Below are 21496 nucleotides of genomic sequence, written 5' to 3' on the forward strand. Positions count from 1 at the left end.
AAAACCCTGCTGATGGCCAATTACCCCCCATGCTAGGCGAGGAAAGTCCCCTTCAGCGCGTCTTACGAGAGGAACGTCCCCTTCAGCACACGGGACCGGGATCACAATGGACGGGGACTAGTCAGCGTCGTATAGTCCATGTGGAATAAACGGACTGGGGCACTCGGGAGGACCGTCGCGATGGCGACAACCAAGCTGACGCCGCTGGGCATCGCCGTGCTCGAACTGCTGCACGAGAAGCCGATGCACCCGTACGAAATGGCGCAGCTGATGCGGGAGCGCCACGTCGACACGCGGGTCAAGCTGAAGGCCGGGTCGCTCTACCACACGGTGGAACGCCTGCTGGGCAACGGTTTCATCGAGGTCGTCGACACCCAGCGCGACGGCAGGCGCCCGGAGCGGACCGTCTACGGGATGACCGACGCGGGCCGGGACGCCTTCGTCGAGCGGGCGCGGCATCTCCTCGGCAACGTCGCCGAGGAGTACCCCGAATACCTCTCCGGGCTCGCCGTCATCGACGACCTCGGCCGCGAGGCAACATTGGCGGAACTGGAGATCCGGGCCGTCAAGCTGCGCGGCCTGGTGGCCGCCGACCGCGTCGTGCTCGACCGCCTGGCGGCCGACGGCACGCCGGAGATCTTCTGGCTCGACTGGCGCTACACGACCGACCGCCGGGTCTTCGAACTCGAATGGACCGAACGGCTCCTCGACGACCTCCAGTCGGGGCGGCTCCCCTTCAAAGAGGACCACGAGCTGAAGCTCGTTATTGGGAAAGAGAACGATGAACGCAAGACAAGCTAACCCGTGGGCCGCGCTTTCCGCGCTGTGCCTGGGTTTCTTCATGATCCTGCTGGACACGACGATCGTGTCCCTGGCGATCCCGGCCATGCTGCGGGAGCTGAGCGCCGGCCTGAACGCGATCGTCTGGGTGATCAGCGTCTACCTGCTCACCTACGCGGTGCCGATGCTGTTCACCAGCCGCCTCGGCGACCGGTTCGGCCCCAAGCGCGTCTACCTCGCCGGGCTGATCGTGTTCACCGCCGCCTCGCTGTGGTGCGGCCTGGCGGGCAGCGTCGAGATGCTGATCGTCGCCCGCGCGGTGCAGGGCCTCGGCGCGGCATTGCTGACGCCGCAGACGCTGGCCTTCATCACGCACCTGTTCCCGCCCGCGAAACGCGGTCCGGCGATGGGGCTGTGGTCGGCTGTCGCGGGACTCGCCACGATCGCGGGCCCGCTGCTGGGCGGCGTGCTCGTCGACAACCTCGGCTGGGAGTGGATCTTCTACGTCAACGTGCCGATCGGCGTCGTCGCGCTGGTGCTCACGCTGATCCTGGTGCCGGACTGGCAGCCGAAGCACTCGCACTCCTTCGACCTGCTCGGCATCCTGCTGTCCGCGGCCGGGCTGTTCCTCGTCGTCTTCGGCGTCCAAAATGGACAGCACTACGACTGGGGGACGGTCTTCGGCTCGGTCACCGTGTTCGAGATCATCGGCGCCGGTGTGGTGCTGCTCGTCGCGTTCGTGGTGTGGCAGTGGTTCAACAAGCGCGAACCGCTGGTGCCGCTGCGGGTGTTCGTGAACCGCAACTTCTCCGCGGGCACCCTCACCGCGGTCACGGTCGGTTTCACCATGACCGGCATGTTCCTGCCGCTGGTGATCTTCGTCCAGACGGTGCGCGGGATGAGCCCGACCACGGCGGGCCTGCTCACCGCGCCGATGTCGTTGCTGTCCGGGATCATCGGCCCGTTCGTCGGCCGGGCCTCCGACCGCGTCAACGGCCGGTACCTCGTGATGGGCGGGCTGGCCGCGCTCGCGGCCGGGCTCGGCATCGTGGCGTGGCAGGCGACGCCGGAGACGAACCCGTGGGCGCTGACCCCGGCGCTGCTGGTCTGCGGGCTGGGCATCGGCTGCATCTTCGCGCCGATGAGCAACCTCACCATGTCCTCGGTGGAACCCCGCCTCGCCGGGACGGCGTCCGGGATCTACAACACCTCGCGCCAGGTCGGCGGCGTCCTCGGCAGCGCGGCGATCGGCGTGCTGCTGCAGGCCCGGATCACCGCGTCGATCTCCAGTGAGGCAACGAAAGCGGCGACGTCATTGCCCGAGCAGTACCGGGCGCCGTTCGCCGAGGGCGTCGCCCGCGGCGCGGCCTCGGCGGGTGAGTTCAGCGCTTCGAGCGGCTCGAACCCGATGCCCGGTCTTCCGGCGGACATCGCCGCGCAGGCACAGCAACTCGCACTCAGCGCCGTCCACAATGGACTTACGGACGCCGCGAAGACGACGCTGTTGCTGCCGATCGCGGTGCTGGTGCTCGGCATCGGCGCCGCGGCGATGCTGCGGCGGGTCGCCCCGCGTCAGCCGGTTCCGGCTGCCGAACCAGCCGCTTCCCGGAGCTGAAACTGGCCTCCTTCGCAGCCGTCAGAAGGCTGCGAAGGAGGCCCACACCGCGGGAGCGGGTTTTCAGCGGCGCCGGTAGGAAAGGCCGTACCCGTACGGGAACAGCGCCTGCTTGCCGTCGCCGACGTTGATCGGTTCCTGCGCGGAGTTCTTCGGCCAGCTGAAGCTCAGCTTTCCGGTCGGGTTGTAGTCGCCGTAGAGCACGTCGGCGACGCCCGCGCCTTCACTGCCCGGCAGCCACGCGGCGACCAGGCCGTCGAACTGCGGCAGCTGCGCGCCGAGGTCCAGCACCCTGCCGGAGACGGTGACCACGACCAGCGGGACCCCGGACGCCTTGAGCTTCGCGATCGTGGCGAGGTCCTCGGCGTCCAGTCCGAGACCGTTCGGCCGGTCCCCCTTTCCTTCCGCGTAAGGGGTTTCCCCGACGACCGCGACAGCGACGTGGTAGCTCTTGTCGATCCCGTTGCCCGCCTTGTCGAAGGTGACCGTGGTGTTCTTCCCGGCGCCCGCTCGGAGTCCGTCGAGGATCGTGGTGCCGGGAATCGCGGGACCGCTCTGGCCCTGCCAGGTCAACGTCCAGCCACCGGACTGGTTGCCGATGTCGTTCGCGTTCTTGCCGGCGACGAAGATCTTGTTGTCGTTCTTCTTCAGCGGCAGCACACCGTCGTTCTTCAGCAACACCTGCGATTCCCGCACCGCCTGACGGGCGAGGTCACGGTGGGCCTTGCTCCCGAAATCCTTCTGCAGCGAGCGATCCGTGTACGGGTGCTCGAACAGGCCCAGTTCGAACTTCTTGGTGAGAATGCGCCGGTTCGCGTCGTCGATCCGCGACAGCGGGACGTGCCCGGCGGCGACCTCGCCCTTCAGCGTGCTGATGAACTTGAGGTAGTCGTAGGGCACCATCACCATGTCGATGCCCGCGTTGATCGCCTGGGCGACCTCGGCCGGGGTGAAGCCCTCCTTGCCGTCGATCTGGTCGATGCCGTTCCAGTCCGAGACGACGAAGCCGGAGAAGCGCAGCTCTCCCTTGAGCAGATCGGTGATCAGGTACTTGTTGCCGTGGTCCTTGACGCCGTTCCAGCTGTTGTAGCTGACCATCACCGAGCCGACACCGCGATCGACGGCCGCGCGGAACGGCGGCAGGTGGATCGCGCGCAGCTCACGCTCGCTGATCTGGGTGTTGCCCTGGTCGACGCCGCCGGTGGTGCCGCCGTCGCCGATGAAGTGCTTGGCGGTGGCGAGCACGGACGCCCTGTCACTGAGCCGCCGCCCCTGGAGGCCGTCGATGATCGCGCTGTTGGTGACGGCGTTGCGCGGCACTTCGCCGTAGGACTCGTAGGTCCGGCCCCAGCGGTCGTCCCTGGCCACGCACAGGCACGGCGCGAATCCCCATTTGACGCCGGTCGCGGCCGATTCGCTCGCGGTGACCGCGCCGATGCGTTCCATCAGGCGCGGATCGTTCGCGGCGCCGAGGCCGATGTTGTGCGGGAAGATCGTCGCGCCGTAGACGTTGTTGTGGCCGTGCACAGTGTCGGCGCCGTAGATGGTCGGAATCCCCAGTGGTGTGGCGAGCGCGGCGCGTTGATAGCCGTCGATCATGTCGGCCCAGCCCTGCGGCGAGTTCGGCGTCGGCACCGAGCCACCGCCGGAGAGGATGGACCCGAGCCGCGCGTCGGCGGCCTGCTGCGGGGTCGCGGCCAGCCGCTCGCCCTCGGTCATCTGGCCGATCTTGTCGTCGAGGCTCATCCGCTTCATCAGGTCGGCGACCCGGACGGGCACGGGAGCGTGCGGGTTCTTGTAGAGCGGTGCCTGCTCGGCGGACGCCACCGGCGTCAGCGCTGTCGCGGACAGGACAAGCCCGGCGAGCACGGCGGTCTGCGTCGCGCGCAGCGTCCTTCCAGTGCGCGATCTTGCGGTGCGTGATCTTCCGGGGCGGAGGCGGGACGTCATGGGTTCCCTCCGAGATGATCCTTCGGACATATGTTGTGAGCCACAACAAACTAGCCGGGAGGACACGTGTCGCCGGTCACAATTCGGCAACACAGGGCGCCCCGGTACCGTCCGCTTGTGCGTTTCGTCCTCGCTTCCCAGTCCCCTGCCCGCCTCGCCGTCCTGCGTTCCGCCGGCCTCGACCCGAGCGTCGTGGTGTCCGGCGTCGACGAGGACGCGGTGGCCGCCGCCCTGGTCGAGCCTGCCCCGGCCGAACTCGTCACCGCGCTGGCCACGGCGAAGGCCGAGACCGTGGTCGGCGCGATCGCGAGCGAGCACACCGACGCGGTGATCGTCGGCTGCGACTCGATGCTCTCGATCAGCGGCGAGATGGTCGGCAAGCCGGGGACCGCCGAGGTCGCGCGGCGACGGTGGCAGGCGATGGCGGGCAAGTCCGGTGAACTCCTCACCGGCCACGCCGTCGTCCGCGTCGAAGGCGGCGAAGTGACGAAGGAGGCGTCCGGCACCGAAGTCACCAAGGTCCACTTCGGCACCCCGAGCGCCGACGAGCTCGATGCCTACCTCGCGAGCGGCGAGCCCCTCGCGGTGGCTGGCGGATTCACCCTGGACGGTCTCGGCGGCTGGTTCGTCGAGGGCATCGAAGGCGATCCGTCGAGCGTGATCGGGATCAGCCTGCCGTTGACCCGCCGGCTGCTCGCCGATGTCGGCGTGAGTGTCGCGGATCTCTGGCAGCCTCCCACATCCTGAGAAGGTCACCACACGATCGGGTGATTCGGAAGAGTTCCTCCCTGCCTACCGTTCTGCATAACCGGCAGACAGGAATCACCGAACTCCCGGAGCGTCCTCGTGTCTTTCGTACGGACCTACACCAAGCCGAAGGTTTTCGCGGCCGCGGTTCTCGGCTCCCTCGTCGTCGGCGCGCTGCTCGGCGTCGTGGCGCGGAGCACCGGGGCCAAGTGGCTGACGAGCCTGCTCGACCAGATCGGCACGATCTTCACCACGCTCCTCCAGATCGCGGTGATCCCGCTGGTCTTCACGGCCATCGTGGTCGGGATCAACAGCCTGCGCGGGCTCGGCGGCGGGCGCACCGCGGCCCGGCTCGGCGGCAAGACGGTGCTGTGGTTCGCGATCACGTCGTTCATCGCCTCGCTCATCGGCATCGCGATCGGCCGGATCTTCAACCCCGGCAGCGGTGGCCTCGGCGGGGCCGCGGCGACCGCGAAGAACGCCGACAAGGCCGCGAAGAGCGTCGACCACTGGGGTTCCTGGGACGCCTTCATCAACGGGCTGCTGCCGCAGAACTTCGTGAAAGCGTTCTCGGAGGGTGAGACGCTGCAGGTGCTCTTCCTGGCACTGGTGATCGGCGCCGCCGCGTACAGCCTGGGCGACAGGGCGAAGCCGTTCGTCGACTTCACCACCAGCGTCTTCGAGGTCATCCAGCGCTACCTCGGCTGGATCGTCCGGCTCGCCCCGATCGGCATCATCGGCCTGATCGGCGCGGCGGTGGCGAAGTACGGCGACGCGCTGTTCCGGCCGCTGTTCTCCACCACGCTCGCGGTATACGTCGGCTGCCTGCTGGTGCTGTTCGTGGTGTACCCGATCCTGCTGCGGTTCGTCGCCAAGGTGAGCCCGCTGAAGTTCTTCGCGAAGGCGGGCACGGCGATCCAGTTCGCGTTCGCCTCGCAGTCCTCGTCCGCGACGCTGCCGCTGACCCGCCAGTCCGCGGTGAACCTCGGCGTCCAGCCCGCGTACGCCGCCTTCGCGACTCCGCTGGGCAGCGCCACGAAGATGGACGGCTGCGCGGCCGTGTTCCCGGCGATCGCGGCGATCTTCGTCGCGAACCTTTCCGGGGTGTCGCTGAACTTCTGGCAGTACGCCGGGATCGTCGTGGTCGCCGTGGTCGGCGCGCTGGCCACCGCCGGGACAACCGGCTGGCTGACCGCGTTCACGCTGACGACGTCGTTCATCGGGCTGGACGCCAAGCAGGTCGCGCTCGGCCTCGCGCTGATCTACTCGGTCAACCCGATCATGGACATGATGCGCACCGCGACGAACGTGGCGGGCCAGATCGTCGTCCCGGTCGTCGTCGCTCGCGGCGAGGGCCTGCTCGACGAGGGCATCCTCAACGCGCCCACCACCCCGCCGCAGCACAGCGACGACGGCGCCGCGGCCCGCACAATCACCTCTCCGTCCCCCGCCTGACCTGCGAAAAGGGAGCAAGGGACCTTTACTCACGTTTGGTTAGCGTGGCTAAACGAGCGTGCGTAAAGGTCCCTTGCTCACCTCCGGGGCCCGGATGGTCGACTCACGACGGGCAGGCGTGCAGGTCGGCGCGGGTGAGCCGGACATCGGGCCAGCCCCGCAGTTCCGACGGCGACGTCACCTTCCAGGTGCAGCCCATCGACGTGCCCGTGAGGTCGTACACCTCGGCCAGCACGGGCGAGGCCTGGCACGTCGGCGTCCCCGGGGTCGAACCGGGGCATTCGTGCCGTACCACGATCACGTCGGGGGCACCGTCCGCGCTGACGTCGTAGAGCGACAGCGTCCCGGCATCGGCGAAGTACGGCTTCCCCGAGTCCTCCCACGTGCCGCCGCGATTGACGATCAGCTCGCCGTAGGAACCGCCCGCCGCGTCGTTCGCCTCGCCGCGGATCAGGCAGGCCGACGTCGACCCCTCGATGCAGCGCAACGAATCCTTGCCGAGCCGCACGCCCATCTCGGCGATCGTCAGCTCGATCGTGATGCCCGGCTCGGGGCCGATCCGGACGCGCCCGGCGCCGCCCTGGGCGGAGTCGAGCAGGACCACCGGGGTGCTGCCGACGGTCATCGCCGCGAGCTGATGGCACGGGCCCGCACCGCAGGTCGACGTCGGCGGCGGCGGGCTTGCCGAGGGGGCCGCTGCGGCGCCGTCGCCACCGTCCGTGTCCGGATGCGGCCGCAGCAGCACGACGCCTGCCAGCGCCGCCGCCGTCACCACCGCCGCGAGCAGCGCGGTGAGCAGCGCCGATCGCGGCGGCCGCAGTCCTGTACTCCGCATGTCCCAGAGCGTAAGCGACCTCGCTCTCGGTGTCCGTCTATGTTGTGCCCGTGACGAACCCCGATTTGCCTCCAGCCCTGTACCTGCCCACGAGTGAGACGTCGGAAGATCACTCGGGCGCGTCGATCGAACTGCGCAAGACCCCGGACGGCCGGACCGCGCTGGTCGCCTTCACCTCGCTCGACCAGCTGGTCTCCTGCTGCGGCGAGCACCAGCCGTGGGCACGCGTGGCCACCGACTACCTGCCGTCGATCCACCAGGCCCGCCCGTACGACGTGATCGTCCTGGACTCGCCGCTGCCCCAGCATCTCCGCCACACGGAGCACGCCTGACGGCGAGGTTACGGCCGATTCGGCGCGATGAAGAACACAAGCAATCCACGACGTCTGATCCGTAGACTCCCCAGGTGCCGTGTCATGCGGTCAGCAGAGTAGCTGTCGGGACAGGAGGAGGTGCGTGGTGACCGAGCAGGTCAGCGCGACGGTGACCAAGATCCTGGTCGCCAACCGGGGCGAGATCGCGGTCCGCGTGATCAGGGCGGCGAAGGATGCCGGACTGGCCAGCGTGGCGGTCTACGCCGACCCCGACCGCGACGCGCCGCACGTCAGACTGGCCGACGAGGCTTTCGCGCTGGGCGGCACGACCGCCGCCGAGAGCTACCTCGTGTTCGACAAGCTGCTCGACGTCGCCAAGCGTTCCGGCGCCGACGCGGTCCACCCCGGCTACGGCTTCCTCTCCGAGAACGCCGACTTCGCCCAGGCCGTCATCGACGCCGGGCTGACCTGGATCGGGCCGAGCCCCCAGGCGATCCGCGACCTCGGCGACAAGGTCACCGCGCGGCACATCGCGATGCGTGCCGGCGCCCCGCTGGTGCCGGGCACGAAGGAGCCGGTCGGCGGCGCCGACGAGATCGTCGCGTTCGCCGACGAGCACGGGCTGCCGGTGGCGATCAAGGCCGCGTTCGGCGGTGGCGGCCGCGGGCTGAAGGTGGCGCGGACGCGCGAAGAGATCCCGGAACTCTTCGAATCCGCGACCCGCGAGGCGATCGCCGCGTTCGGCCGTGGTGAATGCTTCGTGGAGCGCTACCTCGACAAGCCGCGGCACGTCGAGGCGCAGGTCCTGGCGGATCAGCACGGCAACGCGATCGTCGTCGGCACGCGGGACTGCTCGCTGCAGCGGCGGCACCAGAAGCTCGTCGAGGAGGCCCCGGCGCCGTTCCTGACCGACGAGCAGCGCAAGCGGATCCACGAATCGGCGAAGGCCATCTGCAAGGAAGCCGGGTACTACGGCGCGGGCACCGTCGAGTACCTCGTCGCCACCGACGGCACGATTTCCTTCCTGGAGGTCAACACCCGGCTGCAGGTCGAGCACCCGGTGTCGGAGGAGACCACGGGGATCGACCTCGTCCGCGAGATGTTCAGCATCGCCCGTGGGGAGAAGCTGCGCTTCACCGAGGACCCGGAACCGCGCGGGCACTCGATCGAATTCCGCATCAACGGCGAGGACGCCGGCCGCGGCTTCCTGCCCGCGCCCGGCACCGTGACGAAGTTCGTCGCGCCGTCCGGCCCCGGCGTGCGGGTCGACTCCGGTGTCGAGGACGGCAGCGTGATCGGCGGGCAGTTCGACTCGATGCTGGCGAAGCTGATCGTCACCGGCTCCGACCGGCAGAACGCGCTGGAGCGCAGCCGCCGCGCGCTCGCGGAGATGGTCGTCGAGGGCATGGCGACGGTGCTGCCGTTCGACCGTGTGATCGTGGACGACCCCGCGTTCGTCGGGGACGAGAACGGCTTCTCGGTGCACACTCGCTGGATCGAGACCGAGTTCGACAACAAGATCGAGCCCTTCGTCGCGCCGGAAGCGGTCGAAGCCGAGGAGCAGCCTCGCCAGAACGTCGTCGTCGAGGTCGGCGGACGGCGTCTCGAAGTGTCGCTGCCGGGCGGGTTCGCACTCGAAGGCGCCGGTGGCGGTACGGCCGTCAAGGCGAAACCGCGCAAGCGGGCCGGCGGGGCGAAGGCGTCCGTCAGCGGCGACGCGGTGACAGCGCCGATGCAGGGCACCATCGTCAAGGTGGCGGTCGAGGAAGGCCAGCAAGTCGAGGCCGGGGAACTCGTCGTCGTCCTGGAGGCGATGAAGATGGAAAACCCGGTCACCGCACACAAATCGGGTGTCGTGACGGGTCTCGCGGTCGAGGTCGGCGCCGCCGTGACGCAGGGCACGCAGCTCTTCGAGATCAAATAGCCGAATAGGCACGGATGTCATGGCTGGTCACTCCCGACTCGGCCTACCATCGGTGATGTGAACGAGGTTCCGTCTCCAGAGCTCCGGATCAGCGACCGTGACCGCGAAACGGCGCTGACCGCGCTCGGCGAGCACATGAGTGCGGGGCGGATCGACATCGACGAATTCGGTGAACGATCCGCCCAGATCACCGCGGCGAAGACCCGCGGTGATCTGGTCCGGGTCTTCGCCGATCTCCCCGAGCCGCATCCCCGGTTCGACGAGACCTGGCAGGCGGTGTCCGCACCGCCGGTCCCCCAGGCCACGGCGCAGCCGCCCGCCGCGCCGGGCGCGACCGCGTGGTCACCGGCGCAGCGGGTGCTGGCCGGGATGCTGCCGCTGGTCTGGATCGCGGCGATCCTGCTGATGGTGACGACCGGCATCTCCTGGCTGATCATCCTGGTGCCGATCGGGCTGACCGCGGTCGGGAAGAGCCTGTGGGGCCAGGACTGGCACGGTCACGACCGGCACCGCCGCGAGCTGCGGGACCGCCGCCGCTATCGCGGCGAAGTCGACGGCTGAGCACGAGGAGCCGTCGTGGGCAACAAACCGGACATGCGCCTTTCCGACGCCGAACGCCAGGACGCGCTCGACGTACTGGAGGAGCACGTCCGCACGGGCAGGCTCGACCTCGACGAATACGGTGACCGCTCGGCGAAGGTGACCGCGGCGAAGCGCGTCAGCGAACTGGTGCCGTTGTTCGAAGATCTCCCGTCGCCGCGGCCGGGCGTCCTGCTCGCCGCGCCCGTCCCCGCCGCGCCGCGCGTGCCGGACACCCCCTCGCCGGGACGCTGGCTCACCGCGAGCGCGGTGCCGATCGCCGCTGTCGTGGCGATCGCGCTGTTCTTCCTCACCCGGGGCACGTTCCTGGTGTTCCTGCTGCCGATCGGGGTCGCGCTGGCCCTGGGCAGCCGCTGGCGCCGCTGATCCACCGATCGGTGGATGTCCTCGCTCATCGGCTGATCCCGCGAGACCCTGCGGGCTGGGAGAATCCGCTCATGTGGATGGTGGGCCTGCCGAGGGAGATCGACGCGCGCGGAGAGCGTCTCGGCGGTCCGATCCTCAGCGTGGTCAGCCTGCTCGTGCTCGGTGGCAGCACGATCTGGGCCGCGTTCTCCGAGCATGGGGACAGCACGTACTGGACCGGCACGCTGGCCATCGCCGGGGCGACCGCGGTGTGGCTGCTGGGCTTGGTCCCGCTGTTCCCGCGCCGCCACCGGCATCCCGCGCTCACCGCCTGCTACTACGCCGGTGTCCTGCTCGGAGCCGCGCTCCTGGTCAGCAGGGCCGACCTGTTCACCGCCTTCGCGTCGATGGGATATTCGCTGGCATTCGCGCTGTTCCCCGCCCGCTGGAGCGTGTTCGCGGTGGCGGCCACCGCGGTGATTCCGTTGCTGGTCAAGGGCGGTTTGGGGGCGGACACGAAAACACCGTCCTGGGTGATCGTCGCGTCGGTGGCGGGACCGATGCTCTACGCGGCGTGGTTCGTCGGCGTGGAGAGCGACCGGCGACGTCGCGCGAACACCGCGCTCGCCGAGACGAACGCGCGGCTGGAGAAGGCCTTGGAGGAGAACGCCGGACTGCACGCCCAGCTGCTGACGCAGGCGCGCGAGGCGGGCGTGCTGGACGAGCGGCAGCGGATGGCCAGGGAAATCCACGACACGCTCGCGCAGGGGCTCACCGGCATCGTCACCCAGCTCCAGGCCGCCGAACGGGCCGTCGAGGACCCGCCCCGGCACCGGCGGCATCTGACGCAGGCGAACACGCTCGCGAGGGACAGCCTCAGCGAAGCCCGCCGCGCCGTGCAGGCTCTGCGACCGGAGCCGCTCGCGGAATCGCGGCTCCCCGACGCCGTCGCCGAACTGGGACGGCGTTTCGCCGAAACCTCCGACGCCGACGTCCGCACGGAGACGACCGGCGACGCGCGACCCCTGCTTCCCGAGTTGGAGGTCACGTTGTACCGCGTCGCGCAGGAGGCGCTGGCGAACGCCGGAAAGCACGCACAGGCAACAAGAATCGGCCTCTCACTGTCCTATTCGGACGATGTGGTGATGCTCGACGTCCGGGACGACGGCGTCGGATTCCGGCCCGGCGACGTCGAGGCACCGCGTACCGATGGCAGCGGGTTCGGGCTCCAGTCGATGCGGCAGCGGGTACGCCGGGTCGCGGGCTCGCTGGCGGTGGAAAGCGCACCCGGCGAAGGAACCGCGATCAACGCCCAGGTCCCGGCGATCCCCGCCTTCGGCGGCGAGGACGGTGCGTGCTGGTGATCCGGCTGCTGCTGACCGACGACCATCCGATCGTGCGCGACGGCCTGCGCGGCGCGTTCACCGGCGAGGACGACATCGAGGTGATCGGCGAGGCCGCCACCGGCGCCGAAGCGCTCGCCTTCGTGGCGAAACACCGTCCCGACGTGGTGCTGATGGATCTGCGTATGCCCCAGCTGGACGGGGTGAGCGCGATCCGGCGGCTCACGGCGGAGTTCCCGGCTGTCCGGGTGCTGGTGCTGACGACGTTCGACGCGGAGACCGACGTCCTGCCCGCGATCGAGGCGGGCGCGACGGGCTATCTGCTCAAGGACGCGCCCGTCGGCGACCTGCTGCGCGCGGTGCGGGCGGCCGCGCACGGGGAGTCCGTGCTGGCGCCGAGCGTCGCGGTGCGGCTGATGGGCCGGGTGCGCGAGCCCGCGCGGGGTTCGCTGACGCGCCGGGAACTCGAGGTGCTCCGGCTCGTCGCGGCCGGCGCCACGAACCGGGTCGCGGCGGGCAAGCTGTTCATCAGCGAAGCGAGCGTGAAGACGCATTTGCTGCACGTGTACGCCAAACTCGGCGTGAACGACCGCGCGGCCGCCGTCGGCGAGGCCTACCGTCGCGGCCTTCTCCAGCCCGGCGACGGGGCTGACTAGGCTCGGCCGGGTGGAACCGGTGGAGATCAACGCGGGAGCGTACTCCCTGCGCCAGCTGCGGGCCGACCGCCGCCTCGACGACCGGCCCGCGCTGATCGAGGCGTTCGCCGACCCGGCACATCGTCGTTACGTGCTGAACTACCGCGTCCGTACCCTCGACGAGGCGACGGAGTACATCGCGCTGCGGCTCGCCCAGTGGGCGGGCGACGAACGCTGCTCGTGGGCGGTCGCCGAACCGGAGACGGGACGGTTGCTCGGCGAGGTCGGCCTGCGAGAACTCGACCTCGCCGCCGGGTACGCCGAGGCCGCGGTGTGGGTGCACCCGGCCGAACGCCGCCGGGGAATCGCGAGTACCGCGCTGGATGCCGCGCTTCGCTTCGGTTTCGACGTCCTCGGACTCCGCGAAGTGAGCTATCGGTACGAGGAGAGCAACGCCGACTCCGCCGCTGTCGCCCGCCGCTGCGGCTTCACCCGCATCGGCCCCGAACCCGAACTCGCGCCGACCGGGGAATCCCTCATCCGCTGGCTCCGCACCGCCTGACCTGCGCCCCCGCTGCCCGGGAGAGCAAGGGACCTTTGCTATCGCCCGGGGGTCCCGCCATGCGCCAGCCCGTGAAGGCCTCCTTACCGGCGCTCAGTGCCGGTAAGGAGGCCTTCACGGCGGCGAATCGCCTGCGCCCTTTCTCAGCCCCTGTCCGTAGGCTGTTTGGCAGGGGCGCTCCGGGTGTCCTGAATCTTCCGTTCATTCCTTCAGCGGGCGGCTGGAGTTGTCCACAACGGCTCCGGCCATCCACAGATTTCCCGCGGCCCCGCCAAACGGCCCCCACCCTCGATACGCTGGTTGCAGGGGTGCCCCCGGGAGGGTGGGGGATGCTCTCAGGGATACAGGGTGGGGGATGCTCTCAGGGGTACGGGCAGGCGGACGGGTCAGCTGACGGGTTCGACGAGGCCCGCGCGGGCCTCAGGGGCGGCGGAGCGGAGGGCGTCGGCGGCCTCGTCGCTGGGCTGTGACTGGGATTCCCGCTCGGCGTCGACCCGCGCCTTGTACAGCTCGATCTCGCGCCGGATCTGCTCGGCCGACCAGCCGAGCACCTCGGCGACCAGCCCGGCCACCTGCTCGGCGCAGTCGACGCCGCGGTGCGCGTACTCGATCGAGATCCGCGTCCGCCTCGCGAGCACGTCTTCCAGGTGCAGCGCGCCCTCGTGGCTGGCGGCGTAGACCACCTCGACCCCGAGGTAGTCCGGCGCCGTCTCCAGCGGTTTGAGCAGCTCCGGGCGCCCGTCGGCCAGCTTGAGCACCTCGTGCACCAGCGAGCCGTACCGGTCGAGCAGATGCCGCACCCGGTACGGGTGCAGGCCGTGCTCCGCGGCGAGGTGATCGGCCTGGTTGACCAGCGCGTGGTAGCCGTCCGCGCCGAGCAGCGGGACCTTGTCGGTGATCGAGGACGGCGGCCGGCCAGGCAGGTCGACCACCGCGGCGTCGACGGCGTCGGCCGCCATCACCCGGTACGTCGTGTACTTACCGCCCGCGATCGCGACCAGCCCCGGCGCGACCCGCGCGACAGCGTGCTCGCGCGAGAGCTTCGACGTCTCTTCGCTCTCCCCCGCCAGCAACGGACGCAACCCCGCGTACACGCCTTCGATGTCGTCGTGCGTGAGCGGTGTCGCGAGCACGGAATTGACGTGCTCCAGCAGATAGTCGATGTCGTGTTTGGTCGCCGCCGGGTGGGCGAGGTCGAGGTTCCAGTCGGTGTCGGTGGTGCCGACGATCCAGTGGTTGCGCCACGGGATCACGAACAGCACGGACTTCTCGGTGCGCAGGATCATGCCCGATTCCGAGACGATCCGGTCGCGCGGGACGACGATGTGCACGCCCTTGCTCGCGCGCACCCGGAACCGGCCACGGCCACCGGACAGCCGCTGCAGCTCGTCGGTCCACACCCCGGTGCAGTTGATCACCGCGCCGGCCTGGATCTCGGTCTCCCGCCCGTCCTCGACGTCCCGCACGCGCACCCCGGAAATCCGGTCCGCCTCACGCAGGAAGCCGACGACCTGGGTGGAGGTGCGGACGACGGCGCCGTAGTGCGCGGCGGTCCGCGCCACGGTCATGGTGTGCCGGGCGTCGTCGGACTGCGCGTCGTAGTACCGGATCCCGCCGATCAGCGCGGACCGCTTGAGCGCCGGAACCATCCGTAAAGCACCCGCACGGGTGAGGTGTTTCTGCCCCGGAACGGAACGCGCGCCGCCCATGGTGTCGTACATCAGCAGCCCCGCGGCGGTGTAGGGCCGCTCCCAGACTCGGTGCGTCAGCGGGTACAGGAAGCTGACCGGCTTCACCAGATGCGGCGCGATCGTGGTGAGCATCAGCTCGCGCTCCCGCAACGCCTCCCGCACCAGGCCGAACTCCAGCTGCTCCAGATAGCGCAGCCCGCCGTGGAACAGCTTGCTCGACCGGCTCGACGTGCCGGACGCGAGGTCACGGGCCTCGACCAGCGCGACCCGCAGCCCGCGGGTCGCCGCGTCGAGCGCGGTGCCCGCGCCGACGACACCCCCGCCGATGACCACGAGATCGAAGGTCTCCTTGCCGAGGCGCTGCCAGGATTCCTCGCGATGGAGCGGACCCAGCCGCGCCGGGTTCTGGTCGGCTTCGCGCTGAGAGCTGGTCACGTGACACTCCTCCTCGGTACTCAGGGTTCCAGCATGGCACGTCCCGGTGACCATCCGCGCACCCTGGGATGACACGTGTGGCGTAACCCTCGACGATCTTGGAAACATGACTGCGTACGGCGCTGGAAGCAACTCGTACGCACAGGTAACGTCCCCGGGACGTGGGTCGGCAATGGCGCCGTACAACGCAGCTGAGCTCGGCCCTGCGCGCAAAGTGTCCAGTGTGGAGGTCAGAACGTGAGTGCGGGAGCCATCTTCGTATGGGAGCTGCTGGGGACAGCGGCACTCATCTTGCTGGGTAACGGTGTCGTGGCGAACCATGTGCTGCGCAAGAACAACGGCCACGGCGCGGGAACACTGTTCATCACCTTCGGCTGGGCGTTCGGCGTGTTCACCGGCGCCAGTATCGCCGCGCCGAGCCAAGCGCACCTGAACCCGGCCGTGACGCTCGGCCTCGCCATCGCCGGGAAGACCTCCTGGGCCGACGTCCCCTTCTACGTGCTCGGCCAGATGGTCGGTGCGATCATCGGCGCCGTGCTCTGCTGGGCGGCGTACAAACTCCAGTTCGACGACCACCCCGAGCCGGGCGAGACGCTGGGCATCTTTTCCACCGCACCGCAGATCCCGAACAAGGTGTGGAACCTCGTCACCGAGATCATCGGCACCTTCGTGCTGGTGGCCTGGATCCTGCTCAGCCCGACCTTCAGCGGTACCGCAGGCACACCGAACTTCGGCAACTCGGCGCTCGGCTACGCCGGTGTGTCCTTTGTGGTCCTGGTGATCGGCATCTCGCTCGGCGGGCCGACCGGCTACGCCATCAACCCCGCCCGCGACCTCGGCCCGCGCATCGCCTACGCCTTCCTGCTGCCGATCAAGCGCAAGCGGGACGCGGACTGGGGCTACTCGTGGGTCCCGGTCGTCGGCCCGCTGGCAGGCGGGGCGCTGGCCGCGCTGCTCTACCTCGGCGTGCACAACCTGACCTGAGCCCACCCCAGCAACGACTTTGGAGCCGACAAGCATGACTTCCTACGTAGCCGCGATCGACCAGGGCACCACGTCGACCCGCTGCATGATCTTCAACCACTCGGGCCGGGTGGTGGCGGTCGACCAGCGCGAGCACGAGCAGATCTTCCCGAAGGCGGGCTGGGTCGAGCACAACGCCGAGGAGATCTGGGAGAACACCCGCGCCGTCGCCGCCGGCGCGCTGGCCAAGGGGGACCTGCAGCCGGGCGACATCGCCGCGGTCGGCATCACCAACCAGCGCGAGACCTCACTCGTCTGGGACCGCACCACCGGCAAGCCGGTGTACAACGCGATCGTGTGGCAGGACACCCGCACCGACCGCATCGTCGCCGACCTGGGCGACCTCGGCGGCGGGCAGGAACGCTACCGCGCCAAGACCGGGCTGCCGCTGGCGACGTACTTCTCCGGACCGAAGATCAAGTGGATCCTCGACAACGTCGAAGGTGCCCGCGAGAAGGCCGAGGCGGGCGACCTGATCTTCGGCAACATGGACACCTGGGTGCTGTGGAACATGACCGGCGGGGTCGACGGCGGCGTGCACGTCACCGATCCGACCAACGCCTCGCGCACCCTGCTGATGGATCTCGACACCCTGTCGTGGGACGCCGACATCGCCGCGGAGATGGGCGTCCCGCTGTCGATGCTGCCGGAAATCCGCTCGTCCTCGGAGGAGTACGGCCGGGTCCGCGCGCGGGGCGCGCTGGCCGGGGTACCGATCGCGGGCATCCTGGGCGACCAGCAGGCCGCGACCTTCGGACAGGCGTGCCTTTCGCCCGGCGAGGCGAAGAACACCTACGGCACCGGCAACTTCGTCCTGCTCAACACCGGCACCGAGAAGGTGATGTCGGAGAACGGCCTGCTCACCACGGTCTGCTACAAGATCGGCACCAACGACACGGTGTACGCGCTGGAAGGTTCCATCGCGGTCACCGGTTCGCTTGTGCAGTGGCTGCGCGACAACCTCGGCCTGATCTCGTCGGCCGCCGAGATCGAGCAATTCGCCGGCACCGTCGAGGACAACGGCGGCGCGTACTTCGTCCCGGCCTTCTCCGGCCTCTTCGCGCCGTACTGGCGCTCCGACGCGCGGGGCGCCATCGTCGGCCTCACCCGGTACGTCAACAAGGGCCACATCTCCCGTGCGGTGCTCGAGGCCACGGCGTTCCAGTCGCGCGAGGTGATCGACGCGATGAACGCCGACTCCGGCGTACCGCTGAAGTCGCTCAAGGTCGACGGCGGCATGGTCGTCAACGAACTGCTCATGCAGTTCCAGGCCGACATCCTCGGGGTGCCGGTGATCCGCCCGGTGGTCAACGAGACCACCGCGCTGGGCGCCGCCTACGCCGCCGGGCTCGCCGTCGGCTTCTGGAAGACCGAGGACGACATCCGCACCAACTGGGCCAAGGACAAGCAGTGGGACCCGTCGATGGACGACGCCCGCCGCGAATCCGAGTACCGCAACTGGAAGAAGGCCGTCACCAAGACCTTCGACTGGGTCACCGACGAAGCCTGACCACCGGGGCCAGCGGTATCGGGGGACCTTTGCTCTCGTTCGGCGCGAGCAAAGGTCCCTCGCTCCTCCGGCCCGGACCTCACGACGTCGGCGCAGCGGCCAGCGCACCGCCACCTGTCTGCGGTGCACCTCGGGGTTTGACCGCCACCTGCCCGCCCGGCTTCGCCGGCACGGGCTTGGCGGTCGAGGCCGACGGCGGCTTCGGTGGCGCGGGCGACGTCGGCCCCGGCACCACGGTGAACGTGGCGGTCAGCGTCTTCCCGTTGTATTTGCACAGATAGCTGGCCTTGTAAGTCCCGGGCCGCGAAGTGGCTTTGCCCTTGCCACTCCACACGCCCTCGATACCCGCCTGCTTGGACAACTGGATCGGCTCCGCGAAACCGTCCGAATGCGCCTGCTCGGTCGCACCGCAGATCGGATACCCCGCCGTCACCGTGAGGATTTCCCCTGCCCGCACCGGATTCGGCTCGACGATGAGGCTGTCCTCCTCCGCGGCACCAGCCGGAGCCGCCGCGAACAACACCGCCGACCCCAGCACACCACCCGCGACCAAGGCAGCCGCCACCCGGGAACGTCCGCGCGTTCCGGCATTGTGCGCGCTCGCGCGCTTTCCTTTTGTCATACCCGGAATACGCCTGGCGTCGCTGTGAAGTTGTCGGTGAAACGAACGAATACTCAGGCATCCCACCCTTCCGGGCTCCCGGACCGCTCGTTCGGCGCGATCAGCCGGAACGACGCGCCCTGATCGTCCACGACCGCCGTGACCCGGCCGTACGCCGAATCGGCGGGCGGGGCCACGACCGTGCCGCCCAGCTCGCTCACCTTGGCCGCACCGGCATCCGCATCCGCGACGGCGAAGTACGTCGTCCAGTTGGCGGGTACCTCGGGCGGGGTGTCCGCGGGCAGCAGCCCGATGCCACCGGCGGGACGGCCGTCGATGTCGAGCGTCGCGTACCGGAATCCCTCGGCGGAAATATCACCGAACGAGTAGCCGAAAACCTCGCCGTAGAACGTCTTCGCCGCTTCGTAGTCGCGGGTCATGATCTCGTTCCACGCCTGCGTTCCCGGCGCCTCCAGCACCTGTGTGCCGAAGTGCCTGCCCGGCTGCCACAGGCCGAACACGGCACCGGTCGGATCGGCCGCGACGGCCATCCTTCCCTCCGCCAGCACGTCCATCGGCGCCATCAGGATCTGCCCGCCCGCCGCGGTGACGGCGCCCGCCGTCTTGTCCACATCGGACACCGCGAGGTAGGTGGTCCACACCGTCGGCATCCCGGCCTGCTCCGGCGGGATCTGACCGATCCCGGCGACCGGGCGGCCACCCAGCATCGCCATCCCGTAGTGGCCGGTCTCCTCGCCGCCCACCTGGACCTCCCAGCCGAGCAGCGCGCTGTAGAAGCCGACGGCCTTTCTCTGGTCGGGCGCCATCAGGTCCACCCAGCAGGGTGTCCCATCCGGCCAGCGTTCATCGCGGAACAACATTTCGGATCTCCCGGTCCGTAGGCAACGCCGGCTTGTGTCGGCCGTCACAGTGTTGCACCGGGGACCGACAAAAACGGGAGCGTCCGCTCAGCCCATCGTCCCGCCGTCACCCGTCTGAGGGGCCCCGACCGGAACCCTGCTCACCTGGCGCCCGCTCGCGGGCACCGGTTTCGGTACCGGCCGCGGCACGGGCCTCGGCGGCGCGGGAGCAGCGGGCGTGGTCGTGGCCGTCCTGGGCGCCTTGACCGCGAAATTCCCGCTGACCGTGCGCTTTCCACACAGCGCGGAGACCGGGTAGAACCCGGGTCTGGCGTCCGGGTGCACATGCCCGATCGCGTTCTGGACCAGCTTCGGTGTTTCGGTGACGATTTCGAACGCACCGACGTCGAGCACCGGCGAAGTCACCTTTCCGAGTTCCTCACGCGGACAGCCGACGGCCACGAGCACGTCGTCACCCGGCAACGCGGGTTGCAACGAGACGGACACATAGGGATAAGGCGACAACGGCTCGGCGTCCGGCGGCTGCGACGGTGCCGGCTGCTCGGAGGTCCCCAGTGGAGCGGGGTCCGCGAATCCGGCGGCAGGCACCGCCAGCGCCAGTCCGCACGCCAGTGTCGCGGCGATCGAAAGTCTCACCCTGGTCACCTCACGATCAGCTGCGCGTAGACGATGATGTTGTCCAGATAGCTGTGCGCGTTCCGGTCGAAGGCCCCGCCGCACGTGATGAGCCGCAGCTCCGGCGTGTTCGTGTCGCCGTAGACGGCGTCGGTCGGGAAGCGGTCCTTGGCGACCTGGTCCACCTTGGTGACGGCGAACCACGCGGTCGAACCGTCCTTGCGGGACACCGAAACCTGGTCACCCGGCGCGAGTTCGCGCAACCGGTAGAAAATCCCCGCCTGCTTGTTCCCGTCGACATGGCCGAGAATCACCGCGGGCCCCGTCTCCCCCGGCGTCGGACCGTTCTCGTACCAGCCGGCCTGCAAGGGGGTCTCCACCGGCGGCACCTGCACGGTGTTGTCCGGGTTGAGCCCCAGCGGGATCAGCGAAGACCGCGCCCCGATCTTCGGGATGTCCAGCGAAACCGGGGTCGCCTTGGCCATGCCCTGTGCCTGCGGCTGCGCGACGTTCTCCCCGCCGGCCGGGCTCTTCGCCTCCTGCTGCGTGTTCACCGGCGGCTGGGCACGCGTCTGGCCACCGGACCTGGCCGTCGAGAACACCAGCACCAGTGCCGCGATCACCGCGAGCAGGACCACCACGAGCGCGATCAGCGCCCGCCGGCTGCGCACCATCGTCGACGTCATTTCGTCCCCTCGGTACCTCTGTGGTGAGCGCGGGCCGCCCCGTCCCCCTGACGAGGCGGCCCGCTTGTCCCCCACGTCCGACAGACGCGGGACGACACCGGCGGAGTTGCCCCCGCCAGTGTCACGATTCGAACCCGGTCAGCGCTTCACCGAACGACGACGATAGAGCGCGAACCCCGCACCACCCGCGGCGAGCACACCGGCCGCTCCTGCCGCGACGAGCGGGCCGTTGTCCTGCTCCGGCGCGTCGGAGCCGCCGGTCTGCGGAGCGCCCGCGGGCACCTTCGCCACCTGCTTGCCCGGCGGCGCGGGCTTGGCCGGTGCCCGCTCCGCGGGCGCGTTCTTGACCACGAATTCGGCGGTGAGCTCGACGCCGTAGCAGGTGTACGAGACCGTGTAGGTCCCCGGTTTCGCGGTGGCGGGGATAGTGGCCTTGGTCTCCAGCACCGAGATGTTGTCCCATCCGACCATCGTGAACTCACCCGTCCCCAGCAGCGAAGAGGTGTACTGGGGCTTCGTCCGGAAGTTCTCCCAGCACTGGCCGCCGATGGACACCTCCTGCCCTGGCACGAAATACCCGGGGCCGGGCTGGTTCCCCCCAGGGCCGATAGAGATGGTGCCCGGAATCTGCCCCGGCTTCAGCGGGGTCCGGGTCGGGGTGTTCGACGGCGGCGGAGCGGTGACACTGGTGCTCACCGGCGGATTCGTGCTCGTGCTCGGCGAAGGCTGCTCAGCCGCGAACGCGGCGCCGGGCGCGAGCAGCAGGAATCCGGCGGTCACACCCGCGGCAATGCCGTACTTCATGATTTCCCCTCATCACGTAATGGGATTTCCCCAGAATGACCGGAACCTGGACAGCCCCGGTTTCCCCACAGTCAGCCCCCGTTTAACTGACATCCCCAAGACGCCGGGAACGAGGGCGAGGTTTACTCGGCAAAATAACGAAAAT

21 protein-coding genes are annotated in these 21496 nt (G+C 69.4%); 13 read left to right on the forward strand and 8 right to left on the reverse strand.

Features of this window, described 5'->3' with window-relative positions:
• The first annotated feature begins 180 nt into the window (after window positions 1-180).
• Together ACFW0G_RS33295 and ACFW0G_RS33300 are read left to right on the forward strand one after the other, a co-directional pair.
• Window positions 181-801, forward strand: a complete 621-nt coding sequence (locus tag ACFW0G_RS33295) for a PadR family transcriptional regulator (protein ID WP_378329431.1) — start codon at window positions 181-183, stop codon at window positions 799-801.
• Window positions 782-2395, forward strand: coding sequence for a DHA2 family efflux MFS transporter permease subunit (locus ACFW0G_RS33300; RefSeq protein WP_378329432.1), 1614 nt, complete (start codon window positions 782-784; stop codon window positions 2393-2395). Before ACFW0G_RS33295 ends, ACFW0G_RS33300 begins: the two co-directional genes overlap by 20 nt.
• Window positions 2396-2458: 63 nt before the next feature.
• Here ACFW0G_RS33300 and ACFW0G_RS33305 read toward each other — a convergent pair whose 3' ends face one another.
• Window positions 2459-4264: a glycoside hydrolase family 3 protein gene (locus ACFW0G_RS33305; protein ID WP_378329433.1), complete on the reverse strand. Its 1806-nt coding sequence runs from the start codon at window positions 4262-4264 to the stop codon at window positions 2459-2461.
• A 198-nt stretch (window positions 4265-4462) separates the two neighbouring features.
• Between ACFW0G_RS33305 and ACFW0G_RS33310 the strand changes: the two genes are divergently transcribed.
• Complete coding sequence (locus tag ACFW0G_RS33310) at window positions 4463-5092, forward strand: Maf family protein (protein WP_378329434.1); 630 nt, start codon at window positions 4463-4465, stop codon at window positions 5090-5092.
• A 99-nt stretch (window positions 5093-5191) separates the two neighbouring features.
• Window positions 5192-6547, forward strand: coding sequence for a dicarboxylate/amino acid:cation symporter (locus ACFW0G_RS33315; protein ID WP_378329435.1), 1356 nt, complete (start codon window positions 5192-5194; stop codon window positions 6545-6547).
• Between the two features lie 103 nt (window positions 6548-6650).
• Here ACFW0G_RS33315 and ACFW0G_RS33320 read toward each other — a convergent pair whose 3' ends face one another.
• Complete coding sequence (locus ACFW0G_RS33320) at window positions 6651-7382, reverse strand: hypothetical protein (RefSeq protein WP_378329436.1); 732 nt, start codon at window positions 7380-7382, stop codon at window positions 6651-6653.
• Between the two features lie 29 nt (window positions 7383-7411).
• On the opposite strand from ACFW0G_RS33320, the gene ACFW0G_RS33325 reads away from it, so the two are divergent.
• The 7 genes from ACFW0G_RS33325 to ACFW0G_RS33355 all read left to right on the forward strand — a co-directional run bounded on the left by ACFW0G_RS33325 (window position 7412) and on the right by ACFW0G_RS33355 (window position 13105).
• Window positions 7412-7714: an SAV_915 family protein gene (locus ACFW0G_RS33325; protein WP_378329437.1), complete on the forward strand. Its 303-nt coding sequence runs from the start codon at window positions 7412-7414 to the stop codon at window positions 7712-7714.
• 127 nt (window positions 7715-7841) lie between these two features.
• Window positions 7842-9620: an acetyl/propionyl/methylcrotonyl-CoA carboxylase subunit alpha gene (locus ACFW0G_RS33330; protein WP_378329438.1), complete on the forward strand. Its 1779-nt coding sequence runs from the start codon at window positions 7842-7844 to the stop codon at window positions 9618-9620.
• A 57-nt stretch (window positions 9621-9677) separates the two neighbouring features.
• Window positions 9678-10181 carry a DUF1707 domain-containing protein gene (locus ACFW0G_RS33335; protein ID WP_378329439.1) on the forward strand — a complete coding sequence of 168 codons (504 nt, stop codon included), beginning with the start codon at window positions 9678-9680 and terminating at the stop codon, window positions 10179-10181.
• A 33-nt stretch (window positions 10182-10214) separates the two neighbouring features.
• Window positions 10215-10586, forward strand: coding sequence for a DUF1707 domain-containing protein (locus ACFW0G_RS33340; RefSeq protein ID WP_378329501.1), 372 nt, complete (start codon window positions 10215-10217; stop codon window positions 10584-10586).
• Window positions 10587-10657: 71 nt separating this feature from the next.
• On the forward strand, window positions 10658-11929 hold the full coding sequence (locus ACFW0G_RS33345; RefSeq protein WP_378329440.1) for a sensor histidine kinase: 1272 nt from the start codon (window positions 10658-10660) through the stop codon (window positions 11927-11929).
• Window positions 11926-12564, forward strand: a complete 639-nt coding sequence (locus ACFW0G_RS33350; RefSeq protein WP_378329502.1) for a response regulator — start codon at window positions 11926-11928, stop codon at window positions 12562-12564. Before ACFW0G_RS33345 ends, ACFW0G_RS33350 begins: the two co-directional genes overlap by 4 nt.
• Window positions 12565-12574: 10 nt before the next feature.
• Window positions 12575-13105, forward strand: a complete 531-nt coding sequence (locus ACFW0G_RS33355; RefSeq protein WP_378329441.1) for a GNAT family N-acetyltransferase — start codon at window positions 12575-12577, stop codon at window positions 13103-13105.
• A gap of 386 nt (window positions 13106-13491) precedes the next feature.
• Here ACFW0G_RS33355 and ACFW0G_RS33360 read toward each other — a convergent pair whose 3' ends face one another.
• Window positions 13492-15231, reverse strand: a complete 1740-nt coding sequence (locus ACFW0G_RS33360) for a glycerol-3-phosphate dehydrogenase/oxidase (protein ID WP_378329442.1) — start codon at window positions 15229-15231, stop codon at window positions 13492-13494.
• 237 nt (window positions 15232-15468) lie between these two features.
• Between ACFW0G_RS33360 and ACFW0G_RS33365 the strand changes: the two genes are divergently transcribed.
• Both ACFW0G_RS33365 and glpK read left to right on the forward strand, forming a co-directional pair.
• Window positions 15469-16215, forward strand: a complete 747-nt coding sequence (locus ACFW0G_RS33365; protein WP_378329443.1) for an MIP/aquaporin family protein — start codon at window positions 15469-15471, stop codon at window positions 16213-16215.
• 34 nt (window positions 16216-16249) lie between these two features.
• Complete coding sequence (gene glpK, locus ACFW0G_RS33370) at window positions 16250-17764, forward strand: glycerol kinase GlpK (protein ID WP_378329444.1); 1515 nt, start codon at window positions 16250-16252, stop codon at window positions 17762-17764.
• A gap of 79 nt (window positions 17765-17843) precedes the next feature.
• Here the strand turns inward: glpK and ACFW0G_RS33375 are convergent, their stop codons facing one another.
• The 5 genes from ACFW0G_RS33375 to ACFW0G_RS33395 form a co-directional block, all read right to left on the reverse strand.
• Window positions 17844-18329, reverse strand: a complete 486-nt coding sequence (locus tag ACFW0G_RS33375) for a hypothetical protein (protein WP_378329445.1) — start codon at window positions 18327-18329, stop codon at window positions 17844-17846.
• A 110-nt stretch (window positions 18330-18439) separates the two neighbouring features.
• Window positions 18440-19246 carry a VOC family protein gene (locus ACFW0G_RS33380; RefSeq protein WP_378329446.1) on the reverse strand — a complete coding sequence of 269 codons (807 nt, stop codon included), beginning with the start codon at window positions 19244-19246 and terminating at the stop codon, window positions 18440-18442.
• 87 nt (window positions 19247-19333) lie between these two features.
• A complete protein-coding gene (locus ACFW0G_RS33385; protein WP_378329447.1) occupies window positions 19334-19882 on the reverse strand; it encodes a hypothetical protein in 549 nt (182 codons plus the stop codon).
• 5 nt (window positions 19883-19887) lie between these two features.
• Window positions 19888-20547: a class F sortase gene (locus ACFW0G_RS33390; RefSeq protein WP_378329448.1), complete on the reverse strand. Its 660-nt coding sequence runs from the start codon at window positions 20545-20547 to the stop codon at window positions 19888-19890.
• Between the two features lie 138 nt (window positions 20548-20685).
• The gene (locus ACFW0G_RS33395; protein WP_378329449.1) at window positions 20686-21351 is read right to left on the reverse strand and encodes a hypothetical protein; all 666 of its coding nucleotides are present in this window, start codon (window positions 21349-21351) and stop codon (window positions 20686-20688) included.
• Window positions 21352-21496: the final 145 nt, after the last annotated feature.

This window comes from Amycolatopsis sp. NPDC058986 (assembly GCF_042741125.1).
In the GTDB taxonomy this organism is placed as follows: Bacteria; Actinomycetota; Actinomycetes; order Mycobacteriales; family Pseudonocardiaceae; genus Amycolatopsis.